The sequence below is a fragment of the Uliginosibacterium sediminicola genome (assembly GCF_039631295.1).
Lineage (GTDB): Bacteria > Pseudomonadota > Gammaproteobacteria > Burkholderiales > Rhodocyclaceae > Viridibacterium > Viridibacterium sediminicola.
In genome coordinates this window covers 185116-208148 of the sequence record NZ_JBDIVE010000005.1, presented here as the reverse complement: position 1 = coordinate 208148, position 23033 = coordinate 185116, and the positions used below count along the sequence as shown (strand labels likewise).

General features: G+C 64.0%; 20 protein-coding genes. 3 read left to right on the top strand and 17 right to left on the bottom strand.

Translation table 11 applies throughout. The annotated features are described in order from the left end of the window. Nucleotide 1 precedes the first annotated feature (1 nt). Genes ABDB84_RS11465 through ABDB84_RS11435 form a run of 7 tightly spaced genes read right to left on the bottom strand, consistent with a single transcriptional unit; the run spans nt 2 to nt 6871 of the window. Nucleotides 2–805, bottom strand: coding sequence for a purine-nucleoside phosphorylase (locus tag ABDB84_RS11465; RefSeq protein WP_345919865.1), 804 nt, complete (start codon nt 803–805; stop codon nt 2–4). Further along, nucleotides 802–1224: a cytidine deaminase gene (gene cdd, locus ABDB84_RS11460; RefSeq protein ID WP_345919864.1), complete on the bottom strand. Its 423-nt coding sequence runs from the start codon at nt 1222–1224 to the stop codon at nt 802–804. The genes ABDB84_RS11465 and cdd overlap by 4 nt, the downstream gene beginning before the upstream one ends. 1 nt (nt 1225) lies before the next feature. Next, on the bottom strand, nt 1226–2176 hold the full coding sequence (locus tag ABDB84_RS11455; RefSeq protein ID WP_345919863.1) for an ABC transporter permease: 951 nt from the start codon (nt 2174–2176) through the stop codon (nt 1226–1228). Beyond that, nucleotides 2169–3311, bottom strand: coding sequence for an ABC transporter permease (locus tag ABDB84_RS11450; RefSeq protein ID WP_345919862.1), 1143 nt, complete (start codon nt 3309–3311; stop codon nt 2169–2171). Before ABDB84_RS11450 ends, ABDB84_RS11455 begins: the two co-directional genes overlap by 8 nt. Next, complete coding sequence (locus tag ABDB84_RS11445) at nt 3308–4870, bottom strand: ABC transporter ATP-binding protein (protein WP_345919861.1); 1563 nt, start codon at nt 4868–4870, stop codon at nt 3308–3310. The genes ABDB84_RS11450 and ABDB84_RS11445 overlap by 4 nt, the downstream gene beginning before the upstream one ends. Nucleotides 4871–4879: 9 nt before the next feature. After that, nucleotides 4880–5890 carry a LacI family DNA-binding transcriptional regulator gene (locus ABDB84_RS11440; protein ID WP_345919860.1) on the bottom strand — a complete coding sequence of 337 codons (1011 nt, stop codon included), beginning with the start codon at nt 5888–5890 and terminating at the stop codon, nt 4880–4882. Between the two features lie 3 nt (nt 5891–5893). Continuing rightward, entirely contained in the window at nt 5894–6871 is a 978-nt protein-coding gene (locus tag ABDB84_RS11435; protein WP_345919859.1) for a BMP family lipoprotein, read from the bottom strand. 190 nt (nt 6872–7061) lie between these two features. On the opposite strand from ABDB84_RS11435, the gene add reads away from it, so the two are divergent. Both add and ABDB84_RS11425 read left to right on the top strand, forming a co-directional pair. Then, nucleotides 7062–8102 carry an adenosine deaminase gene (add, locus tag ABDB84_RS11430; RefSeq protein WP_345919858.1) on the top strand — a complete coding sequence of 347 codons (1041 nt, stop codon included), beginning with the start codon at nt 7062–7064 and terminating at the stop codon, nt 8100–8102. A gap of 239 nt (nt 8103–8341) precedes the next feature. Beyond that, nucleotides 8342–9079, top strand: a complete 738-nt coding sequence (locus ABDB84_RS11425; protein WP_345919857.1) for a hypothetical protein — start codon at nt 8342–8344, stop codon at nt 9077–9079. A 680-nt stretch (nt 9080–9759) separates the two neighbouring features. Here ABDB84_RS11425 and rpiB read toward each other — a convergent pair. Then, nucleotides 9760–10197: a ribose 5-phosphate isomerase B gene (gene rpiB / locus ABDB84_RS11420; RefSeq protein WP_345919856.1), complete on the bottom strand. Its 438-nt coding sequence runs from the start codon at nt 10195–10197 to the stop codon at nt 9760–9762. Nucleotides 10198–10408: 211 nt separating this feature from the next. Between rpiB and ABDB84_RS11415 the strand changes: the two genes are divergently transcribed. After that, complete coding sequence (locus ABDB84_RS11415; protein WP_345919855.1) at nt 10409–10969, top strand: IS110 family transposase; 561 nt, start codon at nt 10409–10411, stop codon at nt 10967–10969. A 192-nt stretch (nt 10970–11161) separates the two neighbouring features. On the opposite strand, the gene ABDB84_RS11410 is transcribed toward ABDB84_RS11415, so the two are convergent. From ABDB84_RS11410 to ABDB84_RS11370, 9 genes are all read right to left on the bottom strand, one after another. After that, nucleotides 11162–12268, bottom strand: a complete 1107-nt coding sequence (locus tag ABDB84_RS11410; RefSeq protein ID WP_345919854.1) for a hypothetical protein — start codon at nt 12266–12268, stop codon at nt 11162–11164. A gap of 363 nt (nt 12269–12631) precedes the next feature. Further along, nucleotides 12632–14851 (bottom strand): NADP-dependent isocitrate dehydrogenase, encoded by a 2220-nt coding sequence (locus tag ABDB84_RS11405; protein ID WP_345919853.1) that lies wholly within the window; start codon nt 14849–14851, stop codon nt 12632–12634. Between the two features lie 167 nt (nt 14852–15018). Continuing rightward, nucleotides 15019–16647: a tetratricopeptide repeat protein gene (locus ABDB84_RS11400; RefSeq protein ID WP_345919852.1), complete on the bottom strand. Its 1629-nt coding sequence runs from the start codon at nt 16645–16647 to the stop codon at nt 15019–15021. Nucleotides 16648–16810: 163 nt separating this feature from the next. After that, nucleotides 16811–18934: a S9 family peptidase gene (locus ABDB84_RS11395; protein ID WP_345919851.1), complete on the bottom strand. Its 2124-nt coding sequence runs from the start codon at nt 18932–18934 to the stop codon at nt 16811–16813. After that, the gene (locus ABDB84_RS11390; RefSeq protein ID WP_345919850.1) at nt 18935–19813 is read right to left on the bottom strand and encodes a pirin family protein; all 879 of its coding nucleotides are present in this window, start codon (nt 19811–19813) and stop codon (nt 18935–18937) included. 32 nt (nt 19814–19845) lie between these two features. Beyond that, nucleotides 19846–20754: an HlyD family secretion protein gene (locus ABDB84_RS11385; RefSeq protein ID WP_345919849.1), complete on the bottom strand. Its 909-nt coding sequence runs from the start codon at nt 20752–20754 to the stop codon at nt 19846–19848. Further along, on the bottom strand, nt 20744–21511 hold the full coding sequence (locus tag ABDB84_RS11380; protein WP_345919848.1) for an ABC transporter ATP-binding protein: 768 nt from the start codon (nt 21509–21511) through the stop codon (nt 20744–20746). Before ABDB84_RS11380 ends, ABDB84_RS11385 begins: the two co-directional genes overlap by 11 nt. 8 nt (nt 21512–21519) lie before the next feature. After that, nucleotides 21520–22656 carry an ABC transporter permease gene (locus ABDB84_RS11375; RefSeq protein WP_345919847.1) on the bottom strand — a complete coding sequence of 379 codons (1137 nt, stop codon included), beginning with the start codon at nt 22654–22656 and terminating at the stop codon, nt 21520–21522. Beyond that, nucleotides 22653–23033 (bottom strand): TolC family protein (locus tag ABDB84_RS11370; protein WP_345919846.1); only part of this gene is annotated, 381 nt, incomplete at its 5' end. The genes ABDB84_RS11370 and ABDB84_RS11375, both read right to left, overlap by 4 nt.

The window sequence follows — 23033 nt, the reverse complement described above, 5'->3', positions numbered from 1 at the left end:
GTTACAGGCTGGCGATGACGCTGGCCAGCAAGCGGTTGGCGGTGTCGCTCACCGCATTGGCTTGTTCGAGGGTATGGGCGTGGCTCAGCGCTTCGCTGGACATGCCGGCGCCCATATTGGTGATCAGCGAGAAGGCCAGCACCTTCATGCCGATGTGACGCGCGATGATCGTCTCCGGCACCGTGCTCATGCCCACGGCATCCGCGCCGAGGATGCGGAACATGCGGATCTCGGCCGGCGTCTCGAATTGCGGGCCGAAGTACCACATGTACACGCCCTCGTGCAGCGTGCAGCCGACGGTGCGTGCCGCTTGCAGCGCCTTGTCACGCAGCTCCGCGTCGTAGGCATTGGTCATGTTCACGAAGCGGGTGCTGGCGGCCGCGCCGATCAGCGGCGTGCGTTGCGCGAGGTTGATGTGATCGTTGAGCACCATCAGGCTGCCCGGCGGCATGTCGCGACGCAGGCTGCCGGCGGCATTGGTGAGGATCAGGGTGGTGCAGCCGAGGGCCTGCAGGGTTTCCAGCGGCAGCTTCATGCCGGTGACGTCGCCGGTCTCGTAAGCGTGCTTGCGCCCGCTCATCACGGCGACTTCATGCTCACCGATGCGTCCCAGCCACAGCTCGCCGCTGTGACCTTGCACGGTGGCGTGCGGGAAGCCGTTGAGGGCATGGTAGGGAATGCGTACCGGCTCGCTGATGAGGCCGGTCAGGCCTCCCCAGCCGGAACCGAGAACGATGGCCACGCGCGGCTTGGCGGCCGGTGCGTGCTGGAGTACCTGTTGGGCGGCAAGATTATTTAGGCTCATGACTTCAGGTGTTGGGGTCCGAAACTTTCAGGGAGGAGTTGCGCGAGCGAAAAATGCGCACGCACTGCATGACGATCAGCAATCAGGATGGGGGTGTCGGCGGCGGCGAATTCACGGATGCGCTGGCGGCAGCCACCACAGGGCGTCACCAGGCCTTCGCCATCGCCGAGCACCAGCACGGCGCGCAGGGCAAGACCGCCGGCCAGCACCATGGCGCTCAACGCGCCAGCTTCGGCGCAGGCGCCTTGCGGATAGGCAGCGTTTTCGACATTGCAGCCGGCGTGGATGCGGCCTTGCTCGTCGAGCAGCGCGGCGCCGACGAGAAACTTCGAATACGGGGCATAGGCCTTGAGCTGCGCCTCACGCGCCGCCTGATGCAGGGCGGCGATGATGTCCGGCGCGGGCAGAATCAAACTCATTTCAACGTTCCTTGACGTAAGGGGTGCCGAGCGCACGCGGTGCAATCGCGCGGCCCATGAAGCCGGCCAGCAGGATTACCGTCAGCAGATAGGGCAGGGCCTGGATCAGCTGCACCGGCACTTCACCGATACCGGGCAGCACGACGCCTTGCAGGCGGATGGCGATCGCATCGAGAAAGCCGAACAGCAGGCAGGCGGCCAGTGCCGGCAGCGGCCGCCACTTGCCGAAAATCATTGCGGCCAGCGCCATGTAACCGCGCCCGGCGGTCATGTGCGGCGAGAAGGCGGCGTTCATGGCCAGCACCAGATAGCTGCCGGCCAGACCGCAAAGGATGCCGTTGAGGGCCAGCGCCTGATAGCGCAGAGCTTTGACCGAGATGCCGGCGGCATCGATCATGTGCGGATTCTCGCCGACCGCGCGCAGGCGCAGGCCCGGCGTGCTGTGCTGCAGGAACCACCACACCGCGACGACCAGCGCCAGGCTCAGATAGACCAGGATGTTGTGGCCGAGCACGGCACTGCCCAGCAGGGGGCCGAAGCGCTCGCCGGCATGCTCGATCAGCGGGTGCAGGCGCACGCTGTCGGGCAGCGCCGGTGTCTGGCCGCCTTGCGAGAACCAGGCGATGCCCAGCACCACGGTGATGCCGGCGATGAAGATATTGATCGCCATGCCGGCCACCACCTGATCGCCGCGATGGCTGACGCAGGCATAGCCATGCAGCATCGACAGCAACACGCTGGCGCCGAGTGCGGCAGTGAGTGCCAGCGCTGTTGAACCGGACAGCGCGCCGACTGCGCCGGCCGCAAAGGCGGCGGCGAGCATCTTGCCTTCGAGGCCGATGTCGATCACGCCCGAGCGCTCCGAGATGACGCCAGCCAATGCGCAGAAGATCAGTGGCGTGGCCACGCGCAGGGTGGAGGCGAGCAGGGTGCCGATGAGGATTTCATCCATGTTGCAGCTCCTTGCGGTGGCCGCTCAGTCCGCTGAGAGCATGGACAAGGCGCGACAGCGGCTGGGCGACGGCCTGGGCCATGGCGCCCGAGACGAGGACGATCAAGCCTTGCAGCATGACCACCATGTCGCGGCTGAAGCCGGGGATTTCAAAAGCAACTTCAGCACCACCCTGGAACAGCGCGCCGAACAGCAGGCTGGCCATGATCACGCCAAAGGGGTGATTGCGCCCCATCACGGCTACCGCGATGCCGGTGAAGCCGGCGCCGGCGACGAAGTCCAGCAGCAGCTTGTCATTGACGCCGGCGATCTCGTTCATGCCGAGCATGCCCGCCAGCGCGCCGGAGATGGCCATGGCGATGATGATCTGCCGCCCCGGTTCGATGCCGGCGTATTCGGCCGCGCCGGGCGAGGAGCCGGCGGCGCGCAGGCGGTAGCCCAGACGCGTATGCCAGAGCAGCAGCTGCACGCCGGCTGCGGCCAGCAAGGCGAGCAGGAAGCTGAGGTTGAGCGGCGAGCTGGGCCAGTCGATGCCGAGCGCGCCCAGCAGCTCGTGAATGCCGGTGAGGTGGGCGCTGGGCGCAAAGGGCGCGCTTTCGACCGCCATGCCGTCATTGACTTTGAGCGGGTGCACCAGCAGATAACTCATCAGCGCGCTGGAGAGAAAGTTGAACATGATCGTGGTGATCACCACATGGCTGCCGCGCCGCGCCTGCAGATAACCCGGCACCGCCGCCCACAGCGCGCCGCCGCACATCCCGGCGAGGAGCATCAGCGGCCACAGCAGCACGCTGGGTAGATGCGGGGCCAGCCACAGCGCCAGCAAACCCGTGCCCAGACCACCGATGGTGGCCTGGCCTTCGGCGCCGATGTTGAACAGCCCGGCATGCGCGGCCACCGCCACGGCCAGGCCGGTGAAGATGAAGCTGGTGGTGTAGTAGAGGGTGTAGGAGAGGCCGCGCGCGCTGCCAAAGGCGCCCTCGATGAGGCTGTGCATCACCGTCAGCGGCTGCTGGCCGACCAGGGCCACCACGACGGCGGCCACGGCCAGGGCAATGCACAGATTGACCAGTGGCAGCAGGAAGATATCGGCCCAGCGTGGTAAGCGGGTGGCCGAGCCTGGGGAGGCGCTCATTGCAGTGTTTCCTTTGTTTCCATGGCGCTCGTGGCGCACATCAAGAGGCCCAGACGGGTCTCGTCACAGTCTTCGATCGGCAGCTCGCCGGTGATGCGGCCTTCGTTCATGACCAGCACGCGATCAGCCAGCGCGAGGATCTCGTCCAGCTCGCTGGAGACCAGCAGGATCGCGCAGCCGGCATCGCGCAGCGCACGCAGCTGGGCGTGGATGAATTCGATGGCGCCGATATCGACGCCACGCGTCGGCTGGCCGACCAGCAGCACGCGCGGCGCCTGGCCGATCTCGCGGGCGAGCACGATCTTTTGCTGATTGCCGCCGGAGAACTTGGCGCTGCCCAGTTCGGGCAGCGGCGGGCGCACATCGAATTGCGCCATCATCGCGGCCGTTGCAGCACGGATTGCCGTCCCGCGCAGAAAGCCGCGCTGGCTGTTCGCCGGCAAACCTTCGTAGCCCAGCACGGCGGACTCCCAGGCCGGGAAAGCCATCACCATGGCGCGTGCGTGGCGGTCTTCCGGCACGTGGGCGAGCCCCAGCTTGCGCGCCGTCAGCGGGTCCAGCCAGTGTTCGCCACGGTTGGAGCCAAACGTTTGCTCGCCGATCCGCAAAACGCCGGCGCTGGGCCGTGCGAGGCCGGAGAGCAGATCCAGCAGTTCGCTCTGGCCATTGCCGGCCACGCCTGCGATGCCGACGATCTCGCCCGCGCGCAGGCTGAGGCTCACCTCGCGCAGGCGCGGCACGCCCATGGCATCGGCGCAGCTGAGCTGGCGGGCCTCAAGGCGCACTTCCTGTGCCGCGCTTGCTGCCATGCCCTGACGACCGAGCTGCACCTTGCGGCCAACCATGGCCTCGGCCAGCGCATTGATCGAGGTTTCGGCAATCGCGCATTCATGTACCACGCGACCGGCACGCATCACCGTCACCTGGTCACAGATGCGCATCACTTCCTTGAGCTTGTGGGTGATCAGCAGGATCGTGCTGCCTTGTGCGCGCAGGCGTTCGAGTACGCCGAAGAGCTGTTCGGTTTCCTGCGGCGTGAGCACGGCGGTCGGCTCGTCGAGGATCAGGATGCGCGCGCCGCGATACAGCGCCTTGAGGATTTCCAGGCGCTGGCGGTCGCCGACCGACAGATCGCCGACCAGCGCATCGAGGCGCACTTGCAGGCCGCTGCGGGTCATCAGCGCTGCCAGACGCTCGCGCGCTTTGGCGCGTGCGCCGCGCAGCAGCAGGCCTTGCTCGCAGCCGAGCATCAGATTGTCGAGCGCGCTCAGGGTGTCGATCAGCATGAAGTGCTGGTGCACCATGCCCAGGCCGAGGGCGATGGCGTCCTGGGCATTGCGGATGCTGACCGCCTTGCCGTCGATCTCGATATCGCCGGCTTCGGCCTGGTAGAAGCCGTAGAGCACCGACATCAGGGTGCTCTTGCCGGCGCCGTTCTCGCCGACCAGGGCATGGATGCTGCCGGCGCGCACCGCCAGGTCCACGCCGTCATTGGCGCGGACGCTGCCGAATTGTTTGTGGATGCCGCGCATGCGTACGGCCAGGGGAGGCTGGTTCATGTTCAGGGTTCAGGTTCGTGGAGGCGCAGCAACGCTCTGGCGTTCGATGATGCGCGGCTTGATGATCACTTCGCGGCGCGAGCCTTCGCGATTGGTCAGGCGTTCGAGCAGCAGGGAGGCGGTGGTGCCGCCCATTTCATGAATCGGGCAGCCGACCGAGGTCAGCCCCGGATGCACATAGCCGCCCAGATCGATGCCGTCGAAGCCGATCACCGAGAGTTGCTCGGGCACGCTGATGCCCAGCTCGGCGGCTGCGCGCAGCACACCGATGGCCATCACGTCATTACCGGCGAGGATGGCCGTCACTTCGCCGCGAGCGAGCAGGCTGCGCGCCATCTCGTAACCGGCTGACGCCGAGAAGTCGCCGGTCAGCATCCATTCCGGGCGCGGCTCGACGCCGGCTTCGCGCAGCGCCGCCAACCAGCCGGCCGTGCGCTCGCGGCTGATGTCGAAATCGCTGGGGCCGGACAGGCAGGCAATCGCGCGATGGCCTTTTTCCAGCAAGTGGCCGGCAGCCAGGCGTGCGCCGGCATCGTGGTCGATGCGCACTAGGTCGGCATCCAGCCCCGGAATGCGGCGTTCGACCACCACGGTCGGCACGTTATTGCTACGCGCCAGACGCTTGGCGACTTCTGCTGCTTCACCGGCGGCGGCGGCCAGCACCAGGCCATCGACACGGCGTTCGATCAGGGTTTGCAGATAGCGGTCCTGGCGGCCGCCGTCATCGTCACAATTGCAGAGGAAGACCGAGTAATCGGTCTGCCAGCAGCGGTCCTCGATGCCACGCGTCAGTTCGGCGAAAAAGGGGTTGGTGATGTCCGGCACCAGCACACCGAAGATGAAGGTCTCGCTGGTCTTCAGAGCGCGTGCCACGGCGCTGGGCGAATAGCCCATCTCGGCGACAGCCTGCTCGACGCGCGCACGCGCCTCCTCGCTGACCCGCCGGGTGCCGTTGAGCACGTGCGAGACGGTCGTGAATGACACGCCCGCCCGTGCGGCGACGTCCTTGATCGTACTCATCGCTTATTTGCAGCTGCCGCCGGTGTAATCGGCGACCTTGAGTTTGCCGTCGATGATCGCCTTGCGCGCTTCTTCGACCTTGGCGCGCATCGCCGGCGTGACCAGCTTGTCGTTGTACTGGTCGAGCGCGTAATCGACGCCCGATTCACGCAGGCCCAGCACGGTCAGGCCGGTTTGCTTGCTCTTGAGGGCTTCGTACACCGCCACATCGACGCGCTTGAGCATCGATGTGAGCATGGTGCCCGGCTGCAGATGGTTCTGATTGCTATCGACGCCGATGGCGAGCTTGCCGGCATCCTTGGCGGCTTGATAAACGCCCACGCCGGTGCCGCCAGCAGCGGCAAACACCACATCGACACCACGCGAGAACTGCGCACGGGCCAGTTCGCCGCCGCGTGCCGGGTCATTCCAGGCCGCGCCGGTGGTGCCGGTCATGTTGCCGAACAGTTCAATTTTCGGATTGGCGTAGCGCGCACCGTGTTCATAGCCGCACTGAAACTTGCGGATCAGCGGCACATCCATGCCGCCGACGAAACCGACCTTGCCGCTCTTGCTGGCCATCGCCGCGAGGATGCCGACCAGGAAGCCGCCTTCCTGCTCCTTGAACAGGATCGACTGCACATTGGGCAGCTGCACGTTTTCATCGACCAGCACGAAGCGCAGCTTGGGGAACTCCTTGGCGACCTTGGTCAGCGCGGTCTGCTGCGAGAAGCCGATGGCCAGGATCGGATCGGCGCCACGCTCGGCCATGCGGCGCATGGCTTGCTCGCGCTGGGTTTCGTTGGAAATTTCGAACTCCAGCACGTTCTTGCCGGTCTCCTTCTTCCAGCGTTCGATGCCGCGGTAGGCTGCCTCGTTGAAGGATTTGTCGAACTTGCCACCGAGCTCATAGACGATGCCCGGATCGGCGCTGGCGAGGCCACAGCCGAGGCCGAAACCCAGCAGGGCGAGGGTGCGCAGGAGAGAATGCAGTGTGAACATGCTATAGGAACCTTTTTGCTTTGCCTGTTAGTGGTGCAAACGTTTGCTGACTGCGATTATTTAAGCATGCTGTGTGCCATGTGTGGGTGACAGATTTGTGATGTGAGCGTGTGAGGCCTGGCCTGAAACCTGCTGGCACGCTGGATCTTTCGCACGACAGCGAAAACTGATGAGTAAAAGGAAACCCCCTATGAACACACCGAACGATCTGGCCTTCTGGCGCCGCCTGCCCAAGGCCCTTTTGCACGAGCACCTCGATGGTGGCTTGCGCCCGGCAACCCTGCTCGAACTCTGCGAGCAGGCCGGCGTCGCCCTGCCGGTGCAGGACGCTGACGCGCTCGCCGCGTGGATGCAGGCCAATGCCGATTCCGGCGATCTGGTGCGCTACCTGCAAGGCTTTGCGCTCACCGTGCAAGCCATGGCGACGCCCGAAGCCTGCGAGCGTGTGGCTTTCGAGGCCGCTGAAGACGCCCGCCTGGATGGCTGCGTGCTGGCCGAATTCCGCATGGCGCCCTTGCTGCTGGAGCCCTTTGGCATGCGCCCCGAGGCGGTGATCGAAGCGACCCTGGCCGGCTTTGCGCGCAGCACGCTCAACTGCGGCCTGATCATCTGCGCCATGCGCAACGACACGCCACAAGCGGCGCTGCGCTCGGCCGAACTGGCGGTGCGCTACCAGGACCAGGGCGTCATCGGTTTCGACCAGGCCGGCCCGGAATTCGGCTTCCCGCCTGAGCTGCTGGCCGCCGCCTATGCCCAGGCGCGCAAGGCTGGACTCGGCCTGACCTGCCACGCCGGCGAGGCCGATGAAGGCAGCCGCGTGTTTGAAGCCGCCGGCATTGGCGCCACGCGCATCGGCCATGGCGTGCGCATCATGACCCCGCCGGACGAAGCACTGGCCGAGCCCTGGCTGCAGCAGGCGCGCACCCTGGGCCTGCATTTCGAGGTCTGCCCGAGCAGCAATGTGCATACAGGTGCCGTGCCCAGCCTGGCTGAACACCCGGTGCGGCGCATGCTGCAAGCGGGTTTGTCGGTGTCGGTGTCGACCGATAACCGCCTGATGTCGGGCGTCACCCTGAGTGAGGAAATGCGTCGCCTGTACGCCGCGCAAGGCTTGTCCGCCAGCGAGGCCGCACAGCTGATGCGCCACGCCATGCGTGCTTCCTTCCTGCCGGCGGATGCCCGCAGCGCAGCGATGGAGGCCCTGGAGCGCTGGGAAAAAGCCTTGGTTTGAAGGCGCTGAGGTCTTGAGCAATCGTTTGCGCAATCGTTTGCGCGCACCAAAAGAGCGCTTCAAGCGCGTTTCAAACAGCTTTTGTGACTCCGTTTGGTGCGCGTCTTCCGGTGTCTGGAGAGCGCTTTGATGATGCTTGTGCAGCGTTTTTCCGGCTTTTGCCCGCGCTGCAATCCCGGTGCCGCAGGCCGCGCGTAAAGTAGTGCCTTGGCGCGCAAATCTGTGTGAAGGAGATCACTTTGAAAGCTGCTGTTGTTGCCTTGTTCGCCCTGTTAGCTAGCGCAGGTGCTCGGGCGCTGGAGCCGGAGCGGGTACTCCCCTTCGAACTACGCCAGCAATTACCCCTGCTCAGTGTGCAGGTCGATGATCGCCCGGCCACACTGATCCTCGATCTAGGCGGCGCAGCCCCCTTGGCGCTGCGCCCCGACTGGCCTGCGGACGAGGCGAAGACAGATGCCCGCAGCAAGCGCGTACGCTTGCCCGGCGGCGAGCTGGAAACCCTGCCGGCGACTGTCTGGAAGAAAACCACTATTCCGCCGGGGATCGACGGCTACCTGGGCTTTGCCTACCTGCAGCGCTTCAACCTGGTCTTCGACTACGCCAAACGCCAGGCGCGGCTCTACCCGCGTGGTGCGGCCCACGGCGAGTGCCGCGCCACGCCCGTAGCGCTCAGCCGCCTCGGTTCCTTGCCTTATGTGCAGTTCGATTACAGCGGCCAGACGCTGCTGATGGGCCTGGACACCGGCGCGAATCAGAACCTCATCAAACCCGGCCGGCCGGGCGCGGTGCTGAGTGACAAAACGCGCTCGCTAGACGGCGCCAGCCTGGCCGGCCAGCGCACCGCGCCCGGCCCCTTGCTGGTGATGGAACTCCCCATCCCCACACTGGACGGCCTGCTCGGCTACGACTTCTTCGCCCACTACCGCGTGTGTCTCGATCCGGCGGCGAATACTTTGGCAGCGGATGCGTTTGAGTAGGTGCGGCTGGCTGTACATGATTTGCGGGTCTGAATTTTGACGCGAAGGGCGCAGAGAAAAGCCAAGGTCCGCAAAGGAATACAAGGCTATTTTTTGACTGGCTTTCCTTGGCGAGCCTTCGCTTTTCTTGGCGTACTTCGCGTCAAAGACAGCCGTTCAATACCTTGCGGTCGCGGATTATTTTCAGGTCTGAATTTTGACGCGAAGGGCGCAGAGAAGAGCCGAGGCCCGCAAAGGAATACAAGGCTATTTTTTTGACTGGCTGTCCTTTGCGAGCCTTTGCTTTTCTTGGCGTACTTCGCGTCAAAGACAGCTGTCCAATAGCTTGCGGTCGCGGATTATTTTCAGGTCTGAATTTTGACGCGAAGGGCGCAGAGAAGAGCCGAGGTCCGCAAAGGAATACAAGGCTATTTTTTGACTGGCTTTCCTTGGCGAGCCTTCGCTTTTCTTGGCGTACTTCGCGTCAAAGACAGCCGTTCAATACCTTGCGGTCGCGGATTATTTTCAGGTCTGAATTTTGACGCGAAGGGCGCAGAGAAGAGCCGAGGCCCGCAAAGGAATACAAGGCTATTTTTTGACTGGTTTTCCTTTGCGAGCCTTCGCCTTTCTTGGCGTACTTCGCGTCAAAGAGGGCCGTCCAATAGTTTGCGGTCGCGGATCAGGAGACCGCAGCTGGCTTCTCAGCGCAGATTGATCTTCGCCACGCGCCCGGCGTGCCGTCCGCCTTCGAAGGCGGTGCCCAGAAAGGCACCCACGATATCAAGCGCCGTCCCCGCGTCGACGATGCGGGCGCCGATGCACAGCACATTGGCGTCGTTGTGCTGGCGCGACATGCGCGCACTCAAGGCCTCGCTGCACACCACGGCGCGCACCGCTGCGTGCCGGTTGGCCGCGATGGACATGCCTACGCCGGTGCCGCAGACCAGGATCGCACGCTCGATCTCACCCGTCGCAATCGCGCCGCCCACGGCATGTGCGAAGTCTGGGTAATCACAGGCTTCGCCCGTGGTCGTGCCGAAGTCGCGTAGCGCGATGCCGCGCTTTTCCAGCTCGGCGATCAGGACGCGCTTGAGTTCCAGGCCGGCATGGTCGGAGGCAATGCCCAGGGGTGTTGTCATGACGTTCTCCGCTTAAAATCAGGGTTCAAACTTTGGCGCCGAGCGCCTTGCTCTGCGCAGCCACGCGAGTTTGTCAGCTTGAGGCGTCAAGGTGTGGCAGATTCAGCCAGACTCTGCAGGTCCGTAGGGTAATGACATGGACGCCCCTACCTGCAACGGCATCGAAGTGCCAAAGTGGAGTTGTCTAGAAACCACTGAGCGGAGGGGCGTCATGGAGGAGCTTAAGGTAGTCGGGCTGGATCTGGCAAAGACTGTGTTTCAGGTGCACGGGATAAACAGTCAGGGACGTAAGCTGTACGGCAAGAAACTCAAGCGATCCGAGGTAATGGAGCACTTCGCCAAGTTGCCCCCCGTGTTGGTCGGAATGGAAGCGTGCGGGGGTGCTCATGAGTGGGCGCGGCGGATTTCCAGTCTGGGCCACCAGGTGAAGATGATGGCACCGCAGCATGTGAAGCCGTTCGTGCAAGGCAACAAGACCGATGCACGCGATGTAGCTGCGATTGCCGAAGCGGCGAACCGTCACTCAGTGCCGTCGGTGGCCATTCGCAGCATTGAGGGCCAACAGATGCAGGCCCTGCACCGTGTGCGTGCGTTATGGATGAACTGCACTAAAGACCGAATGTATGGCTGCTATCGACTCCGTGTGTCGTCGTCAATGAAAAGATTGGCTTTGCAAACGGGGGCGTCCATGTATGCATATAACCGAAGGGCATTGCACCGGCTGTTTCGCAATCTGGCTCGTTACCCGACACCAAACTGCCTGCGTGCTTGATGCCTCGGCCGCAGGTTTTCATTCACCGTGAATTTGCTGCAACGGCCAGACATGGCGCAAGGTGATTCGGTGCAAGGCGCTGAGGTTATCGGGCCCTACGAGCTGGGGTTTTCATGGCCAACTCCTTTCTTGAGTGAAACTGATTGTGGCGCATAGGTGGCGGTGAGACGTCGCCCATGCGCCCATCGTGTATCAATTCACGCGTGTTACGTCGTTGGGTGTTGGGGCGCCCTGTTCCCACACTTTATCGATGCCCTCAATATCATCCAGCAATGCAGCTGACAACTTCGTGAAAGCGATGGCGGCGATGTCCTTGATTGGCTGAGCATGATTTTCAGTCCAGCTTTCTGGCCCGGTCAAAGGGCGCATTTTGCTGACGGCGTACCAAAAATTCTTGGTGACGACCGGGCTCTTGTCGTCCTTCTGGATACGCACCGTCATGCGGAAAGACAAAGCATACTTTCCGTCGGGTATCGCGACCAGCAATGCTGAGGGCAACAGCACGAGCTGCGCCTCTTTTTCAATGTCTACGCGTTTATAGCTTGCTGGTTTTTGCCGTGTGCCCATTGATGTGCTCAAGGCGTCGGCCATCTGCTTCTGGAAGCTGATTGTCAGGTCCTGTGCAACATCGCTGACCGCCTTGGCATTTCCGCTACGATCAACGCTGGCGCCAATCAGGGCTCCCAACGCTCCCCCCATCATTGCACCGGTGTTCGTACCGCCGCTTGCATTGCCTTGTACAAAAACCTGGCTATTGGGTACTAAATAGGTTCCGGCTGGGACTTCGGTGAAGGTTGAGACCGTATCGCCTGAGGCGTGCAATGCAATCATCTCTGCATTCGGGTAGGTTCCCGGCGGAGAAGCTTTGACGACCAATGGTTTGACTTTAACCGGTGTATTTGTCCGGTCGTCGAGGAGACTCAAGTAACAGATCTCATCCTCCATTGAGCCTTCAACACGGTAGGTGCCACCGGGTTCCAGTCGGACGGTTCTGTCGGCAAAACTGGCTGATTGATTGGCTAATGGGCCGGTTTTTGAAGTGCAGAACAAGCGTAGAGTGTGTTCTCCAGGTGTGACATCAATCGCCGAAGACAAAAGGCTGGCCCTCAGACCATCCACCAAAAGCACCCTCGCGTCACACACAGGGTTGGGGTGTAATCCGCAAAAGCCGCGGCCAGACCCCGTTGCTTTGATTTTGGCGTTTTCACTGGATGAGCTGGGTTCCTGATAGCTGGGGACACTTGAACAGCCAACGAGGCTGATGCACAGCAAAGCGGCCAGCATGTGGCGCAAGATCATCAAACTCTCCTTCTAAGACAAGCGAAAAGCAGGCGTACCCGACGGCATGAGCCCGGGTGTCTATTGATCTGTAAGGCTACGCGTATTTTATTGACACCTAGCAGGCTGATGCAAAACCAAATTCACGTCACCTGAAAATATGACAACCTCTCATAATCGCCTACAAGCCATTTTTCCAAGATGGCTGAGGGTCATTACCCTACGAGCTTGTCGTCGCAGTACGCTCGTTGGAAGCGTCAAATTTTTATCGCCTCCAGAGCTATCAAACTCTTTGGCATGCTGCGGATCATGTCATGTGCGTTGTCAGTCCTTAAAAAACAAACGCCCTAAGCGGGGCGTTTGTTTTTGCGGCGGGTGTTGCGCTTACTGGATGCTGGCCAGCGCTGCGTTGAGCGTGGCGCTGGGGCGCATGGCTTCGGAGGCCTTGGCGGGCGAGGGGTGGTAGTAGCCACCGATGTCCACCGGCTTGCCTTGGGCGCCGATCAGTTCGCCGACGATGGTGGCTTCTGCGGCGGTGAGCTTTTCAGCGACCGGCTTGAAGACGGCGGCGAGTGCGGCGTCCTTGCTTTGTGCGGCCAGGGCTTGGGCCCAGTACAGGGCGAGGTAGAAGTGGCTGCCGCGGTTGTCGATCTGGCCGACCTTGCGGGCGGGCGACTTGTCTTCGTCGAGGAACTTGGCATTGGCCGCGTCCAGGGTTTCGGCGAGCACGGCGCCAGCCTTGTTGCCGGTCTTGGCGGCGAGTTCTTCGATGGAGACCTGCAGGGCGAGGAATTCGCCGAGCGAGTCCCAGCGCAGGTAGTTCTCTTCGAGGAACTGTTGCACGTGCTTCGGTGCCGAGCCGCCGGCGCCGGTTTCGTACATGCCGCCACCGGCCAGCAGCGGGACGATGGAGAGCATCTTGGCGCTGGTGCCCAGTTCCAGGATCGGGAACAGGTCGGTGTTGTAGTCGCGCAGCACGTTGCCGGTGACCGAGATGGTGTCGAGGCCGGCGCGGATGCGCTTGACCGACTCCTTGGTGGCTTCGACCGGCGAGAGCACGCGGATGTCCAGACCGCTGGTGTCGTGATCCTTGAGGTAGGTATTGACCAGCTTGATCAGGTTGCGGTCGTAGGCGCGGGCGTCGTCGAGCCAGAAGATGGCCGGCGTGTTGCTGGCGCGGGCGCGGGTGACGGCGAGCTTGACCCAGTCGCGCACGGCGATGTCCTTGGTCTGGCAGGCGCGCCAGATGTCGCCGGCTTCGACCTTGTGCTCGGTGAGCACCGTGCCGTCTTCGGCGATGACCTTGACCACGCCGTCGGCGGGGATTTCGAAGGTCTTGTCGTGTGAGCCGTATTCTTCAGCGGCTTGTGCCATCAGGCCGACATTGGGCACGGTGCCCATGGTCTTCACGTCGTAGGTGCCGTGGGCCTTGCAGTCTTCGATGACGGCTTGATAGACGCCGGCGTAGCAGCGGTCGGGAATCGTGAACTTGGTGTCTTGCAGCTTGCCCTCACGATTCCACATCTGGCCCGAGCTGCGGATGGCGGCGGGCATCGAGGCGTCGACGATCACGTCGCTGGGCACGTGCAGGTTGGTGATGCCCTTGTCGGAATCGACCATGGCCACCGGCACGGCGGCTTCGGCTGCGCGCAGGTCGGCTTCGATAGCGGCCTTTTCGGCTTCCGGCAGGGACTGGATCTTGGCGTAAGCGTCGCCGATGCCGTTGCGCACATTGACGCCGAGCTTGGCGAAGGTGTCGGCGTGCTTGGCGAAGACATCCTTGTAGTAGGCGTTGACGGCGTGGCCGAAGAGGATGGGATCGGAGATCTTCATCATGGTGGCCTTGAGGTGCAGCGAGAACAGCACGCCCTGTGCCTTGGCATCCGCAATCTGCGCTTCGTAGAAAGCCTTGAGGCTCTTGGCGCTCATGAAGGTGGCGGCAATCAGTTCGCCGTCCTTGACCTTGACTTCCTTGAGCGTCTTGCTGGCACCGGTGGTATCGGTGAATTCAATCTTCAGCGTGTTGGCCTTGGCGATCACGGCCGATTGCTCGTTGCCGTAGAAGTCGCCAGCGCTCATGTGGGCGACATGCGACTTGGAGGCTGCGCTCCAGGCGCCCATCGAGTGCGGATGCTTCTTGGCGTATTGCTTGACGGCATTGGCGACGCGGCGGTCGGAATTGCCTTCGCGCAGAACCGGATTCACCGCGCTGCCGAGCACTTTGGCATAGCGTGCCTTGATGGCTTTTTCTTCATCATTGGCGGGCACTTCGGGGAAGTCGGGCACGGCGTAGCCTTGCGACTGCAGTTCCTTGATGGCGGCCTTGAGCTGCGGCACCGAAGCGCTCACATTGGGCAGCTTGATAATGTTGGCTTCCGGCGTCTTGGCCAGCTCGCCGAGTTCGCCGAGGGTGTCGGGCACTTGTTGCTCGGGCTTGAGGGCATCGGGGAAGTTCGCCAGGATGCGTGCGGCGACCGAGATGTCACGCGTTTCGACAGCGATTCCAGCCGGCTTGGTGAAAGCCTGAACGATGGGCAGGAAAGAGTAGGTGGCCAGCGCCGGTGCTTCGTCAGTCAGGGTGTAGATGATTTTTGCTTCGCTCATGGCTTTCTTTCGGGGCAGACAGGGAAGGCGGACTCGCGCCGCAGTTGAAGCAGCAAGTATATCAAGCTGGATAGGGCGCCGCGCGGGCAATGCATCGCCCGCAGGGCAGGCAGCAGTATGCCGGGCCTGCCTGACAGCAGGCTTGCAGCGATGGTGGACTGTCGGCTTTAGAGGTCGCCGGGGCGCACGCCGTTCTTCTTGAGCAGGGCGTGGAAGTAGTTGGTGAGCAGCTTGAGGCGCTCGTTGCCGGGGTCTTGCTTGCGTACGCGTTCGATGTAGTTGCGCGCCTCCTGGGCGTAGGAGGCTTCCCACTCGACGTTTTCAATGTACTTGAGCAAGGCCAGGGCAGCATTGAACAGCACATTGGTGTTGCCGGGCAGGCGCGTGGCGGCCTGGCGCATCTGCATCACGGCGCCGGTGTAGTCGCCCTTGGCCGCCAGCTGGGCGCCCTCGGACATCAGGTTCTTGACCTCGCCGCGGATCTGCGTGGCGAGTTCTTCGCCCAATTCGGGGCGGCCGAGGTCGACCAGCAGGTTCTTGATGTCTTCGACCGCCGAGTCGTCGGCGGCGTGGCGCATGATATCCATGATCACGCCAGCGGCTTGATCGTCACGCTTGTGTTCGATGCAGACGCGCGCCAGATCCTTTTTCAGTCCGGTGCTGGTGCCCAGATCCGAGGGGCTGTGCTTGGCCGCTTCGTCCAGTGCCGCCGCAGCGGCTGCCGTATCACCATTCTTGGTGGCGACCAGGGCCGAGGAGAGCGCTTTGCACAGCGGCGTCTTGGGCAGGCCGTTCATGCTGCGTTCAAGGTCGTGGATGGCGGCGCTGGCTGACTTGGTATCGCCTTGCCCGAGGTGGGCCTTGATCAGCTGGACGTGGTCTTCCGGGTCGCGGAAGTCGGAATATTTGCCCTTGCGCACCACTTCAGCCATGGTTTTGGCGGCGGTGGTGTGGTCGCCCAGCTCGTTGGAGACTTCACCCAGCTTGCGCAGGCGCCGCGTGGTGTGCGGCGAGACGCGGATCGCTGCCTGCAGGGTTTCCTGCGCGCTTTCGAGCTCGCCCATCGCTTCGCGCGTGCGCGCCAGCCAGTCGTAGGCGTCCATGTAATTGGCGTTTTCGGCAATCAGGCCATTGAAGCCTTCCTGTGCCTCGTCGTAGCGCTTCTGCAGGTATTGCGTCTTGGCCAGGCCCAGCTTGGCCCAGGGCACGGCACGCATTTCGACCACGCGCTGGTAGATTTCCTGCGACAGATCGGTCTGGCTGGTGGCCAGATAGAGCTCGGCGCGCAGGCGCAGGAAGTCGATCAGATAAGCCGGGTTCTCGACTTCATCGCGCTTGCAGACCTCGATCGCATCGAGCAGGTTGCCCGCCTCGATACGCTTGTAGGTGGGCAGGAAGACGTCGCGCTTGGTCAGTGCCTTGGCCAGGCGGTCGAGCAGGATGTCTGCCGAGAAGGGTTTGAGCACGTAGTCGTTGGGCGCCAGCTCGACGGCGCTGACCACGCGTTCATAGGCGCTCTCGCCAGTGATCATGATGAAGATCGTGGACAGCGGAATCACCTGGTGATTGCGCAAATCCTCCAGCAGGTGCTGGCCGTCCTGGCCTTCACCCAAATGGTATTCACAGAGAATGATGTCGTAGGTTGATTCACGCAGCTTGCGGATGGCGGCCCCCGCCGACACCGAGAGCGCGATGTTGGTGATGCCGCAGATGCCCAGCATGGCGCGCAATTGCGAACGCATGCTCGGTTGCGAATCGACGATCATCACGGAAATTTCGTCTAAAGCCTGTGGCATGTTCTCTGCTGATTATGGATACAGATTCGGATGCGAGGCCGCTGACAGGGCCTCTTCAATGTTCTGCTGACTCAGGCAACGGCAGAGGCAGGCGATTTCTTTAGGGGCGGATTGTATTTATGCCGCTGCGGCGCCCGCCGCCCGGCTGCATGATAGGCAGGCCTCAGCCGGCCAGGGCGGCGATGGCAAATGCCAGCTGGCGCGCGCGTTCGCGCAGTTGCTCGTAGCGCCCGGAGGCGCCGGCGTGGCCGGCTTCGAGGCTGGTGATGAACAGCAGGGGATGCTGGTCGGTCTTGTGCTCGCGCAGGCGGGCGACATATTTGGCCGGTTCCCAGTACATCACCTGGCTGTCGTGCAGGCCGGCTTCGACCAGCATGGGCGGATAGGCTTGTGCGCGGATCTGGTCATACGGCGAGTAAGCCAGCATGCGCTGGTAGTCGCGGCGACGCTGGGGATTTCCCCATTCCTCGTATTCCCCTACGGTCAGCGGCAGATCGGGGTCGAGCATGGTGGTGACGACGTCCACGAAGGGCACTTCGAGAATCGCTGCGCCAAACAGTTCGGGCCGCTGATTGAGCACCGCGCCGAGCAGCAGGCCGCCGGCGCTGCCGCCACTGGCGAGGATGCGCCCGCGTGCGCTGTAGCCGGCATCGGCCAGCGCTTCGGCGCAGGCGATGAAGTCGCTGAAGCTGTTGGCCTTGTTGGCGAGGCGGCCGCCGTCGTGCCAGCGCTGGCCGAGTTCGCCACCGCCGCGCACATGGGCCAGCGCAAACACCCAGCCACGGTCGAGCAGGGACAAGCGGGTGCTGGAAAACCAGGGGTCGGTGGCGATGCCGTAGGCGCCATAGCCCTCCAGCCACAGCGGCGCGCTGCCATCGAGCGCGGTGTCACGCCGCCAGACGATGGAGACCGGAATCGCCGTGCTATCGGCGGCACGCGCCTCGATGCGTGCGCTGCGGTAGTGGCTGGCATCGAAGCCGCCGAGCACCTTGCTCTGCTTGCGCAGGGTCGAGCGGCGCGTCAGCGGTTCGTAGTCGAATACCGAGTCGGGCGTGCTCAGCGATTCGTATTCATAGCGCAGGATGGCGGAATCCCATTCCGGCAGGTCTTCGAGTTCGACGCTGCAGGCCGGCTCATCAAAGCCGATGTCATGACTCTCGCCGGCCGCGCTGCCGTCGGCGCGCAGCGGCGTGACGCGCAGGCGTTGCTGGCCGCGCACGCGCAGCGACAGCACTTGCCAGCGCTGCCACAGATCCACGCCTTCGATGACTACTTCTTCGTCGTGCGGCAGCAGCTCGCGCCAGGCTGCGCGCTGCCAGTTGTCGAGCGCTGTCTCGACGAGGCGGAAGTTAGGCCCGGTGTCATTGACGCGCACCAGCAGGCGCTCGCCGTGGTGGTCGATCTCGTATTCGATGCCGGCGCGGCGGCGCGCGAACAGCTGCCAGCGCGCGCGCGGCTGGTCGGCCGGCAGCAGGCGCAGTTCATTGGTGGTGTGGCTGCCTGCGCTGAGCACCAGAAAGCCATTGCTGCGCGTGCGCATCAGCGACAGCGAAAAGCGCTCGTCATGTTCCGTGCGCAGCAGCACATCCTCGGCATCGCCGAGCTGATGGCGCCACAGCTGGAAGGAGCGCTGCGTTTGCGCATCTTCCACCGTGTAGAACAGGGTCTGATCGTCGTTGGCCCACACCAGGCTGGTGATACGGCAGCGCTCGGGCGTTTTGCGCAGGCGCAGGGTCTTGCCGCTGAACAGGTCGCGGATTTTCAGGCGGTACTGACGATTGCCGCGTGTGTCTTCGGCCCAGGCGAGAAAGCGCCCGCTCTGGCTCACTTCGAAATCGCCGACCTCGTAGAAAGGCTTGCCCGCCGCTTCGATGTTCTCGTCGAGCAGCAGCTCTTCGGGCGAGTCCTGCCAGGTTTCCGGTGCCTGCGGGTCGATACGCTTGCGGGCATGGATCGCATAGGCCTTGCCGCTCTCGGTGCGGCTGTAATACATCCAGGCGCCGAGGCGCACCGGCACCGAGAGATCGTCTTCCTCGATGCGGGCGAGCATTTCTTCGTAGAGCGTCTGGCGCAGCGCGGCCAGCGGCTGCAGGGCGGCTTCGGCATAAGCGTTCTCGGCCTGCAGATGGGCGAGCACGGCCGGGTCCTGGCGGCGATTGAGCCAGTAATACGGGTCTTCGCGCTGGTGACCATGGGCCACCAGGCGCTTGGGCTTGCGCGCGGCGCGCGGCGCGGGGCGATGAAGATCGAAACCGGGTGTGGCGAAAGAGTCGGAGGATGCAGTCATTCAGTGCGATTTCAACAAGGGCGGCGCGGGAATGCGCTCATGCTCGCCAGGCACAACGGGGAAACGCTCGGCCACCCAATCGGCATTGGCTTCTTCAATCCGCTCGCGCGAGGTGGAGACGAAGTTCCACCACATCTGGCGTGGTGCATCGAGCGGTGCGCCGCCAAGCAGCATGAGGCAGCTGGCTTCTGTGGCGAGGATCTCGGCGTCGAAGTCGGCATCGAGAATGGCCAGGCTGCCGGCCTGCACCTGCTGATCGCCGATCTGCAGCGCACCGTGGACGACGTAGAGCGCGCGCTCGGCGACTTCACTGGGAAAGCGGAAGCACGCCTGCGCCGCCAGCTTGCCGCTGGCATAGAAGGTTTCCGAAGGCTGTTCGACTGGCGAGCTGTGCCTGCCCCAGTGACCGATCAGCAGATGCCACTGCGCGCCGGCCTCTTCCCACTGCGGCAAGCTTTCGGCCGGGTAGTGCAGGAATTGCGGTTCGCAGGCTTCCAGCGCGGCGGGCAGGGCGACCCACATCTGGATGCCTTCGACCAGGTCGCCATTGCGGCGCACATCTTCCGGCATGCGTTCGGAATGCACCACGCCACGGCCGGCGCACATCCAGTTCACCGCGCCGGGCTCGATGCGCTGCACGACGCCCAGGCTGTCGCGATGCACGATGGCGCCGCTGAACAGATAGGTAATGGTGGCCAGGCCGATGTGCGGATGCGGGCGTACATCCCCTTCGGTGCTGTCTGGCGCGAATGTCGCTGGCCCCATGTGATCAAGGAACACGAAGGGCCCGACGCTGCGCTGTGCGGCGGCCGGCAGCAGGCGGCGCACCGGAAAGCCGATGTCGCGGGTCTGCGGCGTGAGGATGCGAAGTGCCGGCATGTCGTGCTCCTTGTCGATCAAAACGGGGGCGCTCAGGGACGGAACTCCACGCGCACATTCTGGCCGACGCGCAGATCGGGCTGCTGTGCGAATTCGAGCACGCATTCGAGCACGCGGACATTGCTGCGCAGCTGGGCTTCGTCGTCGAGTCGGGCGGCACGATAGACCGGGGCGATGCGCGTCAGCCGTGCAGTCAGCGGCGTGCTGCCGGCCTGTGATTCGAGCAGGATTTGCGCCTGCATGCCGATCTTGAGCGCGCCGACAAAGCTCTCATTGACCTCGGCGCGCACGATCAGCGGGCTTGCCGGCAACAGGCTCAGCAAGTTCTTGTCCGGCCCGGCGAGGCTGCCCGGCTGCGCCTCAAGCTTGAGAATGCGGCCACTGGCAGGCGCCTTGATGCTCAGGCGCTGCAGCTGCCAGCGCAGAATGGCGCGGCGCTTTTGCAGTACCTCGATGCTGGCGCGCGTGCTGGCCAGGGCAGCCGCTGCCTGTTGCTGGGCGGCCAGCGCATCGTCGGCCTTCTGCATCTCGATGGCGCCGAGCTTGACCGCTTCGAGCAGGCGACGGCTCTGCCGCGTCAGCGTGTCCAGCGCGTCCTGCTGGCTCTGGCGGCTGGTCTCGGCCTGCTTGATCTCGGCCTCCAGCAGGCCGAGATCCAGCTCGGCGGCGGTCGCTTGCAGGCGCACCAGTTCCTGTCCGCGTTTGACCTCGTCGCCCTCGTTGACCAAGACGCTGGCGACTTCACCGGGCAGCGCCGCATGCAGATCGAGGATGCCTTTTTGCGTGTCGATCTTGCCGCGTGCCACGGCCAGGGCACCTGTGGCCGGCGCTTCGACGGCGGGCGCTGGGTCATTGGCCGGGCAGGCGGTCAGCACGCTGGCGGCGAGCAGGCAAAAGACTAGGCAACTGAGCAGGCCGGGAGAGCGGGCTTCAAGCTTCATGCTGGATTCCTTGTGAGTCGGCTGCGCGAGCCGATTGCATATCATGTGCCGGGCGCCATTCGCGGCCAATCTGGCCGTCTTCCATGGCCAGTACCCGATCGGCATTGCGGATCAGGCGCGGGTCGTGGCTGACGCAGAGCACCGTGGTGCCGTGCTCGCGTGCGACGCGGTGGAGGATATTGACGATGTTCTGGCCGTTCTCGCCATCGAGCGCGCTGGTTGGCTCGTCGGCAAACAAGAGCTGCGGCCGCTTGGCCAGTGCGCGGGCGATGGCCACGCGCTGCTTCTCGCCACCGGAGAGCTGCGCCGGCCGCGAATGCGCGCGATGTGCCATGGCCACTTCTTCGAGCGCCTGTTCGGCGCGTGCGCGCGCTTCGCGGTCCGACAAGCCGAGGTAGCCCAGCGGCAGCTGCACCTGCTCCAGCGAGCTGAGCGCGCCGAACAGATTGAAGCCCTGGAACAGGAAGCCGGTGTGTTCGAGGCGGAAGCGCTGCAGCGCTTTCTGGCTCAGGCGCGTGATGTCGCTGCCCCACACTTCGACGCTGCCGGCATCGGGCTTCTGCAAGCCGCTCAGCAATGACAAGAGGGTACTCTTGCCGCAACCCGAGGGGCCGGAGATCAGGGTCAGCTCGCCGGCGGCGATGCTGATCGACACGCCGTCGAGCACCTTGATCGGCACTTCGCCGGAGACAAAGGATTTGCGCAAGCCCTGGGCGACGATGCTGGGGCCTGCACTGCGCTGTGTCGGTGGATGCATGATTGAACTCATCGCAGAAGCATGGCCGGATCGGCGCGCCACAAACCACGGGTGGCGAGCAGGCCGGAGACGAAGGCCAGCGCCAGCACCAGGACCGCGCAGAGCAGGGCCACCGGCACGCTCATGCTCACCGGCACGCCATGCAGCGCCGCCAGCGAGAGCAGGGCGGCGCTGAGCAGGCCGCCGATCAGCAAGCCGATGGCGCCGACCCACATCGATTGCTCGACCAGCACCCGCGCCAGCGATTGGAAGCTCACCCCCAGCGCATTGAGCGTGGCGTATTCGCGCGCCGAGGCGACCACCAGCGCGAGCAGGGATTGGCTGGTGATCACGGCGCCGACCAGGCAGACGATGATCGCCATGAAGAACACCGCCACCCCGGCGCCGGTATCGAACAGCCAGTAGTGCTGCGAGCGGCTGGCAAATTCCTTGGCCGACCACAGCTCGAAGGCGCCGAAGGCCGGATTGGCCTGGATGCGCGCCCGTACCTTGGCCAGACTGCCCGGCGTGCGCAGCTGGGCGACGAAGTAGGTGGCGCTGTCGGCGGGGCTGGTCGTGCTGTCGAGCAGGCGGGCGTTGTCCAGCGAAGTCAGCACATTGACGCCGCCGAGCGCCCGCAAGCCGCTGATCACACCGACCACCTGTACCGGCTGGCCGTTGATCCAGGCGCTGCCGCCGACATGGGCGCCGAGTTGGTCCAGATCGGCCGGATCGACCACCACGGCGCCGGGTTCGCGCAGGCGTGCGCGCAGCGCTGCCGGCAGCACGCGCGAGAACATCATCGCCTCGGCCCGCGTGTCGATGCCGGAGACATAGACTGAAACGGCGCCCTGCTGGCGCGCCTTGCCGCGCCAGTCGCCATCGACCCAGATATAGGATTCGACCGCGCGGATGTCCGGGTCCATGCGCAGGCGCATCGCCAGATCGGGCGATAGCGTGCGGCCAAAGCTCACGCTCTTGGTGCCCGGATAGCCGACCCACAGATCGGCGGACGAGGCGGTCACATACACGGCGGCGCTGCCGAAGATGCCGAGCACCAGGGCGGCCTGGGCGATCAGCAGCAGTCCGGAAAAGCTCAGCGCCAGGATCGCCGGCAGGAACTTGCGCCATTCATGACGCAGCGATTTGCGGGCCAGGGAAATCACGGCGCCTCGCTTTCCGGCTGCGGGGCGCCGCCGAGCGATTTGAACAGGCTGACCAGGGCCAGGGCATGGCTGGCGCGTGCGGCGATCAAGGCCTGAGCGCTCTGTTGCTGCTCACTGCGCAAGCGCAGCGCATCGTATTGGCTGGCCAAGCCCAGCTTGAGCAGCGCAGCCTGTCGCTGCGCCTGTTGTTGCAGCGTGTTTTGCTCGGCTTCCTGCTGGGCCAGCTGCAAGCGCTGGAAGTCCAGTTCGGCGAGTGCGACTTCGGTTTGCGCGACGGCATTGACCAAGGTCTGGCGGTAGCCGAGCAGGGCGCTTTGCAGCGCGGCCTGACTGGCGGCCGAAGCGGCCTGGCGGCCACCCCAGTCGAACAGCGGAAT